Raw genomic sequence first — 15,262 nt, forward strand, 5'->3', positions numbered from 1 at the left:
AGTTAGAGCGTGGACTTCACCCGGGACGAGGGCCAGGATGCCGTGGCCGAGGTCGTTGTGAGTTTGCTGGAGCGTGAACCGGCACGCGATATCGAGCTGTGGCCGAGTCTGATCGAGACCGGACTGCTCTCGCTCGCGCTGCCGGAGCGGTTCGGCGGTGACGGTATGGGCTTGGCGGAGGTCTCGGTCCTGTTGACCGAACTGGCGGCCGAGGCGGTGGCCGTGCCCGCCCTGCCGACCCTCGGCTTCGGCCTGTTGCCGCTGCTGGCCGGATTGCCGGACAGCGTCGCCGAGCGGGTCTATTCGGAGGTCGCCGAGGGCGCGGTGCTCACCGCCGCGTTGAGCGAGCGCGCGAATCCGTTCGTGGTCAAGCCGGAGACCACCGCGGTTGCCGATGGGGACACCGTGCGCATCACCGGTCACAAGGTGGCGGTGCCGTATGCGGAGCAGGCGCGCTGGCTCTTGATTCCGACGAATTCCGGTATCGCACTGGTTGATTCGGATTCGCCGGGGCTCACCCTGACGCCGTCACCGGCTTCCGGCGGGATTCCGGAATGTTCGGTGCGCCTGGACCAGGTCGAGATTCCGGCCGAGCAACTGCTGCCCGGCGGTATCGGTGAACTGCACCGGTTGGCCATCGCCTCGATCGGCGCGACGGCGGACGGACTGCTCAAAGGTGCGCTTCTGCTCACCGCTGAGCACCTGCGAACCCGGCGGCAGTTCAATCGGCCGCTCGCCGAATTCCAGGCCGTCGCACAGCAGATCGCCGATGTGTACGTCGTCTCGCGGACCTTGCACGCCACCGCCGTTTCGGCGAACTGGGCGCTGGCACAGTCCGATTGGACGCCGCCGCATCAGGAGCGCATCGATGACGACCTCGATGTGCTCGCCTACACCGTGGCCTCGGAACTGCCCGCCGCCATGCAGAAATGCCATCACCTGCACGGTGGCCTCGGGGTCGATGTGACCCACCCGATGCACCGCTACTTCTCGCAGGCCAAGGACATCGCACGCTGGCTCGGCGGCGAATCGTTCCGACTCGATCGATTGGGGGCCAGATGTTCATCGATCTGACCGCGGAGCAGCGCAAGCTTCGCGATGAATTGCGGGCGTACTTCGCCGATCTCGTGACTCCCGAGGAGGAGGCCGAGATGGCGATCAACCGCCACGGTGACGCCTACCGCGCGGTGGTGCGCCGGATGGGTGCGGACGGTTGGCTCGGTGTCGGTTGGCCGAAGGAGTTCGGCGGCCAGGGTTTCGGGCCGATGGAACAGCAGATCTTCTTCAATGAGGCAGTACGCGCGGACGTTCCGCTGCCACTGGTCACCTTGTTGACGGTCGGGCCGACGCTGCAGAGCTTCGGCACCGACGCGCAGAAGGCGAAGTTCCTGCCCGCAATCCTTTCCGGCGATATCCATTTCGCGATCGGCTACTCCGAACCGGAGGCGGGCACCGACCTCGCCGCGCTGCGCACGAGTGCGGTGCGCGAGGAATCCGGCGATTGGATCGTCAACGGGCAGAAGATCTTCACCACCGGTGCGCATGAGGCCGACTATGTCTGGCTGGCCTGCCGCACCGGCTCGGTCGAGTCACGACACCGGGGCATCACGATCCTGATCGTGGATACCACCGATCCCGGCTACTCCTGGACGCCGATCATCACCTGCGATGGCGCGCACCACACCAACGCCACGTATTTCGACAATGTCCGGGTGCCCGCCGACATGCTGGTGGGCGAGGAGAACAAGGGGTGGCGACTGATCACCACCCAGCTCAACCACGAGCGGGTGAGCCTCGGCCCGTCCGGCAAAATCGAACAGCTCTACGACCGGGCGCGCGAATGGGCCCAGTCGCGCGGTGTGCTGGCCGAGGCGGATGTGCGCCGTTCGCTCGGTCGCATCCACGCCATGGCGCGGCTCAACGAACTGTTGAACTGGCAGGTCGCGGCGACCGTCGACGGTGACCAGGCCACCGTGATCGCCGATGCCTCGGCAACCAAGGTGTATTCCACCGAATCGCTGCAGGAGGCGGGCCGGTTGGCCGAGGAGATCGTCGGGCATTACGGCGATCCGGCAGATCCGGACACCGCCGAACTGCTGACCTGGCTGGACCGCAGAACCAAACAGAATCTGGTGGTGACCTTCGGCGGCGGCGTCAATGAGGTGATGCGCGAACTGGTCGCCTCCTCCGGGCTGAAACTGCCTCGGGTACCTCGATGAATCCGCGCCGATGCGCGGTACGGACGACGACAAGGAGCCGCGCGTGCCGGAAACCATGACTCCGGAAGCGATTACCGAAGCCGCCGAGAAGATCATCGCGGCGGGTGATTGCGCGCTACGCCTCGGGCGTGATCCGGTGAACCAGCCGATGATCAACAACTGGGTGGAGGCGCTCGGGGATCGGAACCCGATCTACGTCGACGAGGAAGCCGCGCGCGCCGCCGGACATCCCGGCACCGTGGCGCCGCCCGCCATGATCCAGGTCTGGACCATGCTCGGGCTCAATGGTTCCCGCGCGGCGGACGATCCTACGAACCAGATCATCGAGCTGCTGGACAGCGCGGGCTTCACCTCGGTGGTCGCGACCGACTGCCAGCAGACCTACCACCGATACCTGAATGTCGGTGAGCAAGTGGCGGTGACCACCAGGCTCTGCGATATCCGCGGGCCGAAGCGGACCGCGCTCGGTGAAGGGTGGTTCATCACCTTCCAGATCAGCTGGCAGGTGGGCGACGAGGTGGTCGCCGAAATGCTCTGGCGGCTGCTGAAATTCGCGCCTGGCAGTGTTGTTTCGAGCGACCTGCAAGCAGTCGGCGGCGGCACCGCCCCGAAAGCCCCCGCGGGCGACCGGGTCAAACCGCTGGTCTCCTGGGATACCGAATTCTTCTGGGAGGGCACCAAGGCCGGGGAGCTGCGGATCCAGCGGCTGCCGGACGGCACGCTGCGACATCCGCCGATTCCGGCACTGTGGCAGGACAAGTCGGAGCAGACCGACTATGTCGTCGCCTCCGGGCGGGGTGAAGTGTTCAGCTATGTCGTGCATCACGCGCCGAAAGTGCCCGGGCGGCAATTGCCTTTCGTGGTCGCGCTGGTCGAATTGGCGGAGGGGGTGCGGATGCTCGGTGAACTGCGCGGCGTCGATCCGGCCGATGTGAAGATCGGCCTGCCGGTGCAGGTGGAGTTCGAGAAGCTCGACGACGATGCCGTGCTGCCGGTTTGGCGGGTGATCGCATGACCTACGTCGAACCGGCCACGATCGAGGTCGGCACCGCGCTGCCCGAGTTGGTCATCACTGCCGATCCGACCTTCGTGATCAGTACAGCGTTGGCCACCAGGGACTTTCAGGATGTGCACCACGACAGGGACAAGGCCGTCGCCCGTGGTTCCAAGGACATCTTCGTCAATATCCTCACCGATACCGGGCTGGTGCAGCGCTTCGTCACCGACTGGGCCGGACCGCGCGCCATCGTCAAATCGGTCGCGCTGCGCTTGGGCGTACCGCTGTATGCCGGTGACAGCCTGACACTTTCCGGCACCGTCTCCGCGATCCACGGCGACGACATCCATATCGATGTCGTCGGCCGCGACAGCCTCGGTGACCACATCACGGCGAAAGCCGTTATCGCACTGCGGAGGCCATGATGACCGCTGCCAGCACCACCGGGATTTCCGGCCGCGCCGCCATTGTCGGCATCGGCGCCACCGACTTCTCCAAGGACTCCGGCCGCAGCGAATTGCGGTTGGCCGCCGAGGCGGTCACCGCCGCGCTCGCCGACGCGGGCCTCACACCCGCCGATGTGGACGGCCTGACCACCTTCACCATGGATACCAATACCCAGGCGGCCGTCGCACGTGCCGTCGGTATCCCGCGGTTGAAGTTCTTCAGCCACATCGGATTTGGTGGCGGTGCGGCCTGCGCCACCATTCAGCAGGCCGCCATGGCGGTCGCCACCGGCGTCGCCGATGTGGTTGTCGCCTACCGCGCCTTCAATGAGCGTTCGGTATCGCGCTTCGGCCAGTTTTCCACCGCGCTGGCCACCGCGCCGACTTCCTCGGGCATCGATGCGGGCTGGTCTTATCCACCGGGGTTGGGGACACCGGCCGCGCAGGTGGCCATGGTCGCTCGCAGGTATATGCACGTCTACGGCGCGACGAGCGCGGACTTCGGCCGCGTCGCCGTCGCCGACCGCAAACACGCCGCGGTGAACCCGGCCGCCTTCTTCTACGGCAAGCCGATCACTCTGGACGATCACCAGAATTCGCGCTGGATCGCCGAACCGCTGCATCTGCTCGACTGTTGCCAGGAGTCCGACGGCGGTGTCGCGATTGTGGTCACCAGCGTCGAGCGGGCCCGGGATCTGCCGCAGCGTCCGGCCGTAATCGCCGCTGCCGCACAGGGTTCCGGTGCCGACCAATATGTCATGACCAGCTACTACCGTGACGCCCTCACGGGCCTGCCGGAGATGGGTCTGGTCGGCGATCAGCTCTGGGAGCAGAGTGGTTTGCGTCCGGAGGATATGCAGGCAGCCATCCTCTACGACCACTTCACTCCGTTCGTCCTCATGCAATTGGAGGAACTCGGTTTCTGCGGACGCGGTGAGGCAAAGGATTTCATTGCCGACGGCGCGATCGAAGTCGGTGGCCGCCTGCCGCTCAATACCCACGGCGGACAGCTGGGCGAGGCCTATATCCACGGCATGAACGGGATTGCCGAGGCGGTCCGGCAGATCCGCGGCACCTCCGTCAACCCGGTGGACAGTGTGGAGAACATCCTGGTCACCGCTGGCACGGGAGTCCCGACCTCGGGCTTGGTGCTAACGCGTTAGGTGTCGGACAGGGACGTCGACCTCAGTTAGTACCGCTAGAGTGAACATATGAAGCGGATGGTCCAGATTCCATCTGAACTGGAGCAGGAGGAAGACGGTACTTGGGGTGCTCACGCTGTCTTTCCGAACGGCGGCGCGCACGGGGTCGGTCAGACTCCGGATGAGGCGGTTGCCGACCTACACGAAGCCGTCACACTAGTTCTGGAGGAGATCGGACTGCCGTCAGTTCTGACGATCGTCCAGGACGTCGCCTGATGCCGCCGCTTCCAGTGGTTTCAGGCGACAGGGTTATCAAGGCACTCGAGCGAGCTGGGTTCGGGCTGATCCGAGTGAACGGCAGCCATCATATGATGCGCAGTCCGGAAGGGCGGTTCACCGTTGTGCCGGTGCATCGCGGCGCCGACATTCAAGCCCGGCACGCTGCGCCGCATCATTCGGGATGCAGGGCTGTCGGTTGCCGAATTTGTGCAATTACTCGATTAGGCCACTCGTCCGGCCGCCTCATCGAAGGCGGCCAGGATGGCACCGGTATCGAGGATGAATGCGGTCACTCGCCGAAGTCTCCAGCCAGCCCCTTATCGATTCCCTCGAGGTTGAGCGGTCGGTCACTGCGGTATCCGCCGGTCGTCGGACGTGGTTTCGCCGCATGCTGATCGATGAGTCGGTCGATTTGCTGAGCTAACGTCAATCCGTGTGCTGCCGCCAGCCGGTGCAGCTGGTCACGCGTTGCCTTCGGCACCTTGATGGTTGTAGCAGTCATACCTCAGGTATACCGATTGGTGCGGCAGACAGTTGTGAGGGATTCATATGACCGATCGCCATCTGGTCGATGTTCACATTCTGCTCGTTCGTGATGGTGACGTGTTGCTCAGCAGGCGGCGCAGTGCGGACGAGTTCGATGGTCTGTGGCATCTGCCTGCGGGGAAGTTGGAATCCGGTGAGTCCGCGACCGTCGCTGCCGCGCGTGAGGCGGAAGAGGAGATCGGGGTTGTCATCGATCCGGCGGAGCTGCGGCTGATCCATACCGTGCACGTGACCAGCTCTGGGCGAGAAGCCCGGCTAGGGCTGTTTTTCCATGCGCAGCGGTGGATGGGTGAGCCGGTGAATCGTGAGCCGGACAAGAGCTATGGGCTGCAATGGTTTTCGCTCGACGCGCTGCCGGAGGAGACGCTGATCCGCTATTCCGCTGCCGGAATCCGTGGGTTCACGACGGGCACGCCTTACAGGGAGTTGGGCTGGGCGAAGTAGCCCTGAGGAGCTCGGGGTTCGCGAGGGGCACGCCCTACCGAGAGTTGGGCTGGGCGAAGTTGGCCCGGGGTCTAGGGGTGACTGGCGGGACAGCTCCGGGTTCAGGATGGGTACGCCCTACCGCGAGGGGGCTCGGCGTAGTCACCCAGGGTCTACGGGTGAGTTGGCGGGACAGCATGGCCATGAGCTGGTCGACGCTGTCCCGGGTGCCTGCCGGAACATGGGCCCGCGCGCCCGCGAATCTATCGAAGACCGCGCCTTCGACCACCGCGATAAAGTCGGCGGCGGCCGCATCAGGATCGGGAAAACCCAAGGTCTGGAAGAGTTCTCGCGCCCGCTCGGTCGAGAACAGGCTGTGTGTCAGCCGTTGGTGCAATTCCGGGTCGCCGAGCAGATCGATGATCAGCGCATGCCGGACGATCAGGTGATTGCGACGTTCGACGAGTAGCCGGTCGAGCCAGCCGGCTATGGCCTTCGCGATGTCATCGGGCTCGAGCGATGGCGGCGTAGCGAGTTCGGCGGCGGCGAAGTCGTCGCGGGAGCGGGTGGTGATCCGGTCCGCGATCGCCTCGATGAGCGCGCGTTTGGTGCGGAAGTAATAGGAGGCCGACCCAGCGGGCAGCTCGAGGGCGGTGTCGAGGGCGCGGTGGGTGAGCGCTCGAATGCCCTGGGTGGCAATCACATCGATGGCGGCGTCGACGAGTGCCGCGCGTCGGTCGGTTGTGGACATCATCACCTTCGCTGGCGGCCGCATCCCTTGATCCTCTACAACTGTAGAGGATTAGGAGGGTGTCATGGAAGACAACATCACACTGGATGCCGACCAACTCCGCGCGCGCGCGTGCTTGCGCGAGCTGCTCGACCGGCACGGCAGGCCGGTGAAGCGGCACCGCGGCATCTACCTGCACGGCCGACCCGGTCGCGGCAAAACCATGTTGATGGACGACTTCTTCACAGGCATAACGTCGAACCGTAAGCGCCGCTTCCACTTCCACAACTACTTCGCCCAATTGCACACCGCGGCACACAAATCGGGCGCCGTCGACAAGACCATCGACAACCTGCTCGGTCATGCCGAACTGGTCTGCTTCGACGAATTCCACGTGCACGATATCGGCGACGCCATGCTGATCGCCCGCATGCTCGACGCTCTATTCGCCCGCCGCATCGTCTTGGTGGTGACCTCGAATTACCCGCCGGAGCAGCTGCTGCCCAACCCGTTGTTCCACGACCGCTTCCTGCCGACCATCGCGCGCATCCGCGCGCATCTGGATGTCGTCTCGGTCGACGGCCCACTCGACTACCGAACCCGCGTCGCGCACAGCGGCACGGGCTTCGCCTCCGGCTGTTACCGCATCGACGATGCGAGAGAAGTCGACACCGCAGAGGTTGTCGTTGCGGGTGCCCGCGAGATCCACGCCGACGCCATCGACGGCTCCGCCATCGCTTTCGATTTCGCCGCCCTGTGCGGCACCGCCACTGCCGCCTCGGACTACGTCGAACTGGCACACCGCTTTCGCCGGTGGACCTTGCGCAACGTCCCACCCTTGCGCGAGGTCCCGCCCGACTGGGCGATGCGCTTCGTCAATCTGGTCGATGTGCTCTACGACGCCGATCTCGAACTCACCCTCGAGGCGCGCACGGCACTATTCGACCTGCTGGCCGACGTTCCCGCCGTCCCCGATCCGGCACGGACGGCAAGCCGCCTGAGTGAACTCCGTCAGCCCGAATCCGTCGTGCTCCGCTAGCTGCGTACCCACCTGAATGCACTGCCGGTTACGGATAAAAAGGAGCTGTTCCTAAGTATTCGATTCACTCCCGAGCGGACCACTCGGCATGCAACTATGTGCCTGTTCGGAGCTGTACTCAGATGTGGTGGTGGCAAAGTGGCCAGGGCGGGAGCGCCGATATCGCGCGTGATCGTGCTGATCACGCTACTGGCGTGTGCCGCGATCGCACTGCGCGGCCACATTCCCGGGGCCCATGATTCCGGCGATCACCGCACGGTGCCATCGGCTATTTCGGTGGTATTGATGCCGGTACTGCTCACGGTATCGGTGGTGATCCTGATCGCCGGGGTGATAGCCAGCCAGCATCGACTGCCGCTGGCCATGCCGGAGGTGGATCGTGATTCCGAGCGCAGACATGGACTGCTCGGCCGTACCGGGCTACTGGTGCTGGCCGCGCTGGCGGTCGTGTCCTTGATCGTCGCGGCGGCGTCGGCGGTCTTCTTCGTCGGATTCGGTCGCGAGGGTGAGCCGACGCCGTCATCGGGGCCGCGCGGTACCACCACCCACACCCCGCAGGAGGCGGTCACCGCCCCCGCGACCCCCGACAGCGCTCCCACCCAGCACCTCACGGGGACCGCACTTCTGCTGGCCATTGCCGCTGCCGCCGTGCTGGTCGGCGGGGCATTGATCGGGCTGATCGTGGTCGCGGTGGCGGGGCGGCGTAAGCCGCGTGTGGCGCCGGTCCCGGTACCCCCGGCCGCGCCGACGGTCGCGGGTTCGCTGGCCAGGGCGGCCGAGATGGGTCTGGCCGCCATGAATGTGCCCGGTCAGGATCCGCGCGAGGCCATCATCGCCTGTTACGTCGCAATGGAACGCGGGCTGTCCTTCGATCGCGCGGCCGCGCCGCTGGCTTCGGATACCCCGATGGAGGTGCTGGCCCGCGCCTTCGAGCGCGGCGCACTGCACGACGCGTCGGCCAGGGAATTGGTCGCGCTCTTCGAGGAGGCCAGGTTCAGTCCGCATTCGATGCTGGAGTGGCAGCGGATGCGGGCCGAACAACTGCTGCGTATCGTGCTGGCCGATCTGCAGGGGGAGATGGTATGAACCGCGCGATCGTGATCGGAGCGGTGATGCTCATCGTGCTGATCGAGCTGATCACCCTCGGCAAGGGCCGCGGCGCGTTGCTCATCGCCGCCGGAGTTCCGGTGGCGCTGGCCATGATTCAGCTCACCTGGTCGTTGACCGGCCGTTCGGCCATCAAAACCGATGTCGGATCCGACGATATCGACAACGGTCCCGCCGAGATGCTGCGGCACTGGCATGCCAGAGCGGAGATGCTCGCCGACCGCGCGGACGGCACCAGAGCCGACTGGGATCGGCATCTGCGTCCGCTGCTGGCCAAGGAATTCGAGTTGTCCACCGGCTTGCGGGTCGCCAAGAACCGCAAGGCGACCGAGGGTGCCGGAATTTTGCAATTCGGCCCGGAGCTGTGGCGCTGGGTCGATCCGGCCGACTCGGCACTGCGGGATCAGACGACTCCCGCACCGGGGCGGGCCGCGCTGGACGAAATCCTGCGCCGCCTGCAAAAGATGTAACCGACCCGGCATGAGCGAGCGGAGCGAGCGAACAATGAACACAGCCGGGTCAGGCCCGGAGGAGGCAGCTTGCGTAACCAATGTAGGCCCCGATCATGCCGAATTGAATACGGCCGTAGGAGAATGGGTTTGAGGCAAGTGCGGGTAGACATATGACGATGCCGATGGACACGACCATCCAGCGCAGCGAGGCGGTGCTCCGGGAACTTTCCCGGGTGATCGTCGGCAAGCGGGATGAGTTGCAGCTGATCATGATCGCCGTACTTGCCGGCGGTCACATCCTGATCGAGGATCTGCCCGGCCTCGGCAAGACGCTCATCGCCAGGTCCTTCGCCGCCGCGCTCGGTCTCGACTTCACCCGCGTGCAATTCACGCCCGATCTGCTCCCCGCCGACCTGCTCGGCTCCACCATCTACGACATGTCGTCGGGCCGGTTCAATTTCCGGCGCGGACCGGTCTTCACCAATGTGCTGCTGGCCGACGAGATCAACCGCACCCCACCGAAGACCCAGGCCGCGCTGCTGGAGGCGATGGCCGAGAGCCAGGTCAGCATCGACGGCGAAACCTTCCAGCTGCCCCAGCCTTTCATCGTGCTCGCCACCGATAACCCGATCGAGTACGAGGGCACCTATCCGCTGCCGGAGGCGCAGCTGGACCGATTCGCCATGCAGCTGCGGCTGGGCTATTTGTCGGAGAACGACGAACGCCAGATGATCCGCCGTCGCTTGGAGCGCGGTTCGGCGACACCACAGGTGGTGCAGGTGGTGGATGCGAACGGCCTGTTGGAGATGCGGCAGTCCGTCGAATTCGTCACGGTGCATCCGGATGTGGTCAGCTATGTGGTCGCGCTGGCCGGTGCGACGCGTGCGCATCCGCAGGTCGAGGTGGGTGCGAGTCCACGCGCCGAACTCGATCTGGTGCAGATGTCGCGGGCCCGTGCGCTGCTGCTCGGGCGCGACTATGTGATTCCGGAAGACGTCAAGGCGCTCGCCGTTCCGGCCATGGCGCACCGGATCACCTTGCGTCCCGAGATGTGGGTGCGCCGGATCCGTGGCGAGGACGTGATCACCGAATTGCTGCGCCGTTTGCCGGTTCCGCGCGCGTCGGTGACATGATCCGGCGGGAAAGGGCATGACCCAGCCGGATTCCACCGCCCCCGTCATCCAAGGGATCGCGGCGGCCAACGCCGCGGCGGCGCGACCGCCGACCAGGGACGAGCCGATGGCGGGCGGGGCGCGGCATCGGGATATGACTGCCGCCGTCGAGGCCGAATTGCGCTGGCGTCCAGCGCCGTTGGTATTCATGCTGGCGGTGAGCGCGGCGGTGGCGCTGCTACTCGCGGTGGTGCTCGGTCGCTGGCAACTGGTCGTCTTCGCGGCTCCGCTGCTCGGTGTGCTGGCCACCGTGCCGTGGCAGCAGTCCAGGACTCGGATCCAGGTGGACGGCGGCGGCACGCTGCGGTGTTTCGAGACCGAGGAGATCGTGACGACGATCGGCGCCTCCGTAGAATCGGGTCACGCCTTGCTTCGGTTGAAACCGGAGAAGTTCGCGGGACTCGGGATCGACATCGAGGAGGCGATCGATTCCGGGACGGCGCCCGCCGGGCTGCGGTTGGCTCTGACGGCGGACCGCTGGGGTCGCTATCCGCTGTCGGTGCGGGTCACCGCGCTGAGCCCGGCGGGACTGTCCGTGGCCGCCGCGGTGCTGCCCGCGGGGCAACTGTTCGTCTACCCGATCACCGACCCACAGCGAATGAAGTTGCCGCGCACCGAACTTCCCGAACGGCTCGGCACCCACCTCACCCGCAAGCACGGTCCCGGTGTGGAGTACGCCGATATCCGCGCGTACGCGCCCGGCGATCAGCTCCGCATCGTGAACTGGCCGGTGAGTGCGCGGCGCGGGCGACTATATGTCACCGAGCGGCTGACCAACCGATCCGCGGATGTGGTTGTGCTGGTGGATACTTCGCAGCAGGCCCCAGGCCCGGCCACCGATTCGCTCGAGCTGTCGGTGCGCGGTGCGGCGCAGGTGGTGCAATCGACGCTGCAGGCCGGTGATCGCACCGCGGTGGTCTGCCTCGGCCAGTCCCCGCGCTGGCTGCGCCCGGATATCGGGCGGCGGCAGTTCTATCGGATCGTGGATACCGTGCTCGATGTCGGCGATGAGCACATTCCGACCACCGGCACCTTGGCCCCGCATGCGGCCGTGCCACTCGGTGCGATCATCGTCGCTTTCACCACACTGCTGGACACCCAGTTCGCGCTCGCGCTGATCGATCTGCGCAAGCGCGGACATGTGGTGGTGGTCGTGGATGTCCTGCGCGGCACACCTTTTCACGAACATCTCGATCCGACGCTGGGCCGGATGTGGAATCTGGAGCGCGCCTCGATGTATCGGGATATGGGAACCGTCGGAGTCGATATCGTGGCCTGGACCGAAGACGCCCGGCTGGATCAGGTCATGCGATTGATCCCGGACCATCGCCGAACCGTAAGGGTGCGCCGATGATTCGATTCCTCGCCATCCTGTCCGGGGTCCTGTTGGTGACCTCGGTGACCTTGATGACGCCATGGGCCGGGATTCCGGCGACGGCGCTGGTGGTGGCGGGCTGGTGGTTCCGGCTCCCCGCGGTCGGCGCGGTGCTCCTCGCGATCGGGGTGCTCGCCGTGGCTGATACGGGTGTACTGGCCGCCGCCGCGGCAGGTTTGGTGGCTACGACTTATCTGCTGAATACCGCGACGGTGTCCGCGCCGGTCGGCGTTGTCCCGACCACGGTTCCGTCCGTCGCCGGCGCGGTGGCATTCGCCACTGTTGCTGTCGGCGCGGCGCTGCTCCCGTTGCGCTTGGCCTGGGTCCCGATCGCCGCCCCGATCCTGGTGATCCTGCTGTACGCCCTGGTAATCCAGGGCGTCGCAATCAAACGAGCAAGCAACACGAGCGCGCCCAGTTGAGGCCATAAACGAAGGGCCCCGCCGCAAAGCGACCCACAGCCCGCCCTTTTCCCGAGAATGTACTGGTGCAGGCGTGCTCTCGGCGTTTGCCTCCACCGGTACATCGTGATCAGACGTCCAGTGCTCAGGTGAAGCGCAGGCTGACATCGGCGAGGACGGGGGCGTCGGCGCGGTCCGCGACGGTGGCGCTGATGATGAGTTCGGCGTCGGTGCGCCAGATTCGGGTGCGGATGGTTTCGCCGGGGTAGAGGACGCCGGCGAAGCGGGCGCGGAAGCCGGTGACGCGGCTCGCGTCCGAAGCGAGCACGGTATCGGTGGCGGTTTTGCAGACGATGCCGTAGGTGCACAGGCCGTGCAGGATAGGGGCGGGGAAGCCTGCGGCGCGGGCGAATTCGGGATCGGAATGCAGGGGGTTGCGGTCGCCGCACATACGGTAGAGCAGGGCCTGCTGGGGCAGGGTTGGGGTGGTGACGTCGAAATCCGGGGCGCGGTCGGGGAGTTCGGTCTTGGTGCTCGGGCCGCGTTCGCCGCCGAAGCCGCCCTCACCCTTGGCGAAGATGGATGAGCGCGCGGTCCACAGCGGCGCGCCGTCGGAACCGGTGATCGCATGCTCCTGTACCACGACGGCGGCGGAGCCTTTATCCCAGAGTTCGGTGATGCGCCTGGTGATCGTCGCCTTGCCTGCGGCGGGAATCGGGCGGTGCACTTCGATCTCCTGGTGGCCGTGCACGACCTTCGCCAGATCGATGTCGATGCCGGGGAACCGCACCTTCGGTGGCTCGGTGTCGTGGAAGTTAGGTGCCACGGTCGCGAAGGTCGGCAGCACCTGCGGGTCGCGGTCGTCGACGTAGCGCAGTTCGGCCGGATCCGTCCAGCGTGTGCCAGCCCCGAGGCCCAGGTGGTACAGCTGCACTTCGGATGGCGTCCAGGTGAACTCCCCGCTCGGAAGTTCCGCGCCGAGCGCGATTTTCGGGTCGATGGGCATCGAGTTCTCCTTGTGAATGCTTGTGGACAGCTCGCCCGCGGCACGCAGGCAACCTGTCATGGGCGTATCCCAGCGATCCGAGGCCCCATGTGGCAATTGCCTCGGATCGATCGTGCGGCGGCCGGGCCGCGTCGGGCAAGGTCGCGTCCGCTCCGTGAGACGCCATGGCCGCCTATGCCTCGGCGACGGCCTCGGCCGACTGCTGCTTCTTGCGCTCGGCGATATCCAATACCGCCAGGTAGCCGAAAGTGATCGCGGGCCCGATGGTCGCGCCGGGGCCCGCGTACGTGTGACCCATCACGGGGGTCGCGCTATTGCCGGAGGCGTACAGGCCCTCGATCACCGTGCCGTCCTCGCGCAGGACCCGCCCGGCGGTATCGGCGACCAGACCGCCCTTGGTGCCGAGATCGCCCGGCACGATCTTGGCCGCGTAGAACGGACCCTGCACAAGCCCGGCCAGGCATGGGTTCGGCTGCACGGTCGGATCGCCGTAGTACCGGTCGTAGTGGCTGTTGCCGCGGCCGAAATCCTCGTCCGTACCGGTCTCGGCGAACTTGTTGAACCGCTCGACGGTCGAGGTCAGATTCTCGGCGGGCACGCCGATCTCGGCGGCCAACTCCGCGAGGCTATCGGCCTTGACAATCAGGTCGTTTTCCATCCAGCGGGACGGAAACCGCTGACCGGGCTGCAGTCCGGCGAAGATGTAGCGGTTCCGGTAGCGCTGGTCGAACACCAACCATGCGGGGATGTTCTCGCCCGGACCCTCACCCTGCCCGTATTCGCCGCCGTACATGGTGTGCACAGCCTCGACGTAAGGAGCGGACTCATTTCCGAATCGCTTACCGTCGGCGTTGACCATGATGGTGCCGGGCAGATTCCGCTCGGCCAGCGCGAACCACGGCTTTCCGCCCTTGAAGATGGTCGGCCCCCACCAGGAATCCTCCATGAAGTCGACCGCCCCGCCGGCTTCCATGCCCGCATTGATGCCGTCGCCGGTATTGGCGGCCGCGCCCGTGGTCCACTCGGTGGTGATGGGCTGGCGCTGGTACTTGGTGCGCATTTCGGCGTTGTGCTCGAATCCGCCGCTGCCGAGTACCACACCGTATTCGGCGGTGAACCGCACGGTCTCGCCGTTGTGCTGGGCCTCGACGCCGGTGACCACGCCGTTCTCCACGACAAGTTTGGTCAATGCGGTGTTCAGCAGCAGCGGCACATTCGCGTCGATGAGCCCCTTGCGCATGGCGGCGATGATCGCCTGCCCCATGCCGAGGATGTGCTTGCCGGTCCACTTGGCGAAGTAGGTGCGGGCGCCGACTCGCATGGCCCGCATGACGCCCTTCGGATGGCGACGGATCAGGTTGAGCCGGACGAAGTCGGCCTGCATGACGACGACATTGAGCGGGGCCTTGGCATACGGCGGCTCGAGGTTGAACCGCTCGTCACCGAGGATCTTGGCGTTGAACGGCGCGGGCTCGCACGAGCGGCCCTGCCCCAGGCCGCCCGGGGCCTCCGGGTAGTAGTCGGAGTAGCCGGGCACCCACTTCATCTTCAGCGGGGTGTGGTCGAGGACGAAGTCGAAGGCCTCCGCACCACGGTCGATGTAGGTATCGATCCGGTCCTTGGGCACCGCGTCGCCGATGATGCTGTGCAGGTAGGTGCGGGCGTCCTCGCGATCATCGGGACGTCCGGAGGCCTTCAGTGCCTTGTTGCCGGGGATCCACACGCCACCGCCGGAGCGTGCGGTCGACCCTCCGTAGTGCGCGGCTTTCTCGATGATCACCGCGCTCAGCCCGTGGTGGGCAGCGGCGAGGGCGGCGGTCATCCCGGCGGCACCGCTGCCGACCACCACCACATCGTAGCTGCGCGCATCATTAACCGGATCAGTCATGTAGAACACGTTATAGAATGGGACCGCATTTGGTCTATGT

At 65.9% G+C, this 15,262-nt stretch carries 17 protein-coding genes and 1 pseudogene; 14 read left to right on the plus strand and 4 right to left on the minus strand.

Annotated elements, in window-relative coordinates; all coding sequences use genetic code 11:
• Positions 1–9 precede the first annotated feature (9 nt).
• The 7 genes and pseudogenes from ACQPXH_RS03365 to ACQPXH_RS03395 all read left to right on the plus strand — a co-directional run.
• A complete protein-coding gene (locus ACQPXH_RS03365) occupies positions 10–1,074 on the plus strand; it encodes an acyl-CoA dehydrogenase family protein (protein WP_433600853.1) in 1,065 nt (354 codons plus the stop codon).
• Positions 1,059–2,219: an acyl-CoA dehydrogenase family protein gene (locus tag ACQPXH_RS03370; RefSeq protein WP_433600854.1), complete on the plus strand. Its 1,161-nt coding sequence runs from the start codon at positions 1,059–1,061 to the stop codon at positions 2,217–2,219. The genes ACQPXH_RS03365 and ACQPXH_RS03370 overlap by 16 nt, the downstream gene beginning before the upstream one ends.
• 55 nt (positions 2,220–2,274) lie before the next feature.
• Positions 2,275–3,234, plus strand: coding sequence for a bifunctional MaoC family dehydratase N-terminal/OB-fold nucleic acid binding domain-containing protein (locus tag ACQPXH_RS03375; protein WP_433603288.1), 960 nt, complete (start codon positions 2,275–2,277; stop codon positions 3,232–3,234).
• Complete coding sequence (locus ACQPXH_RS03380; protein ID WP_433600855.1) at positions 3,231–3,641, plus strand: MaoC family dehydratase; 411 nt, start codon at positions 3,231–3,233, stop codon at positions 3,639–3,641. The genes ACQPXH_RS03375 and ACQPXH_RS03380 overlap by 4 nt, the downstream gene beginning before the upstream one ends.
• The gene (locus ACQPXH_RS03385) at positions 3,641–4,825 is read left to right on the plus strand and encodes a lipid-transfer protein (RefSeq protein WP_433600856.1); all 1,185 of its coding nucleotides are present in this window, start codon (positions 3,641–3,643) and stop codon (positions 4,823–4,825) included. Before ACQPXH_RS03380 ends, ACQPXH_RS03385 begins: the two co-directional genes overlap by 1 nt.
• Before the next feature lie 48 nt (positions 4,826–4,873).
• Positions 4,874–5,080, plus strand: coding sequence for a type II toxin-antitoxin system HicB family antitoxin (locus ACQPXH_RS03390; protein WP_433600857.1), 207 nt, complete (start codon positions 4,874–4,876; stop codon positions 5,078–5,080).
• A pseudogene (locus ACQPXH_RS03395) lies at positions 5,080–5,220 on the plus strand (type II toxin-antitoxin system HicA family toxin); the annotation flags it as partial. The gene ACQPXH_RS03390 and the pseudogene ACQPXH_RS03395, both read left to right, overlap by 1 nt.
• 152 nt (positions 5,221–5,372) lie before the next feature.
• Here the strand turns inward: ACQPXH_RS03395 and ACQPXH_RS03400 are convergent.
• Positions 5,373–5,585: a hypothetical protein gene (locus tag ACQPXH_RS03400; RefSeq protein WP_433603709.1), complete on the minus strand. Its 213-nt coding sequence runs from the start codon at positions 5,583–5,585 to the stop codon at positions 5,373–5,375.
• Between the two features lie 47 nt (positions 5,586–5,632).
• On the opposite strand from ACQPXH_RS03400, the gene ACQPXH_RS03405 reads away from it, so the two are divergent.
• Positions 5,633–6,073, plus strand: coding sequence for an NUDIX hydrolase (locus ACQPXH_RS03405; RefSeq protein ID WP_433600858.1), 441 nt, complete (start codon positions 5,633–5,635; stop codon positions 6,071–6,073).
• A gap of 34 nt (positions 6,074–6,107) precedes the next feature.
• Here ACQPXH_RS03405 and ACQPXH_RS03410 read toward each other — a convergent pair whose 3' ends face one another.
• Positions 6,108–6,827, minus strand: a complete 720-nt coding sequence (locus ACQPXH_RS03410; RefSeq protein ID WP_433600859.1) for a TetR/AcrR family transcriptional regulator — start codon at positions 6,825–6,827, stop codon at positions 6,108–6,110.
• Positions 6,828–6,867: 40 nt separating this feature from the next.
• Here ACQPXH_RS03410 and zapE point away from each other — a divergent pair, with 40 nt between their 5' ends.
• The 6 genes from zapE (at position 6,868) to ACQPXH_RS03440 (ending at position 12,349) form a co-directional block, all read left to right on the plus strand.
• A complete protein-coding gene (gene zapE, locus ACQPXH_RS03415) occupies positions 6,868–7,821 on the plus strand; it encodes a cell division protein ZapE (RefSeq protein WP_433600860.1) in 954 nt (317 codons plus the stop codon).
• A 168-nt stretch (positions 7,822–7,989) separates the two neighbouring features.
• Positions 7,990–8,907, plus strand: coding sequence for a DUF4129 domain-containing protein (locus ACQPXH_RS03420; RefSeq protein ID WP_433600861.1), 918 nt, complete (start codon positions 7,990–7,992; stop codon positions 8,905–8,907).
• Entirely contained in the window at positions 8,904–9,398 is a 495-nt protein-coding gene (locus tag ACQPXH_RS03425; RefSeq protein ID WP_433600862.1) for a hypothetical protein, read from the plus strand. The genes ACQPXH_RS03420 and ACQPXH_RS03425 overlap by 4 nt, the downstream gene beginning before the upstream one ends.
• A 152-nt stretch (positions 9,399–9,550) precedes the next feature.
• Entirely contained in the window at positions 9,551–10,513 is a 963-nt protein-coding gene (locus ACQPXH_RS03430) for an AAA family ATPase (RefSeq protein WP_433600863.1), read from the plus strand.
• 133 nt (positions 10,514–10,646) lie between these two features.
• The gene (locus tag ACQPXH_RS03435; RefSeq protein WP_433603289.1) at positions 10,647–11,906 is read left to right on the plus strand and encodes a DUF58 domain-containing protein; all 1,260 of its coding nucleotides are present in this window, start codon (positions 10,647–10,649) and stop codon (positions 11,904–11,906) included.
• A complete protein-coding gene (locus ACQPXH_RS03440) occupies positions 11,903–12,349 on the plus strand; it encodes a hypothetical protein (RefSeq protein WP_433600864.1) in 447 nt (148 codons plus the stop codon). Before ACQPXH_RS03435 ends, ACQPXH_RS03440 begins: the two co-directional genes overlap by 4 nt.
• A 124-nt stretch (positions 12,350–12,473) precedes the next feature.
• Here the strand turns inward: ACQPXH_RS03440 and ACQPXH_RS03445 are convergent, their stop codons facing one another.
• Positions 12,474–13,334 (minus strand): MaoC/PaaZ C-terminal domain-containing protein, encoded by an 861-nt coding sequence (locus ACQPXH_RS03445; protein WP_433603290.1) that lies wholly within the window; start codon positions 13,332–13,334, stop codon positions 12,474–12,476.
• 172 nt (positions 13,335–13,506) lie between these two features.
• Positions 13,507–15,231 (minus strand): 3-oxosteroid 1-dehydrogenase, encoded by a 1,725-nt coding sequence (gene kstD / locus ACQPXH_RS03450; RefSeq protein ID WP_433600865.1) that lies wholly within the window; start codon positions 15,229–15,231, stop codon positions 13,507–13,509.
• Between the last annotated feature and the right edge of the window lie 31 nt (positions 15,232–15,262).

The organism is Nocardia sp. CA-135953, from assembly GCF_050955735.1.
Classification (GTDB): domain Bacteria; phylum Actinomycetota; class Actinomycetes; order Mycobacteriales; family Mycobacteriaceae; genus Nocardia.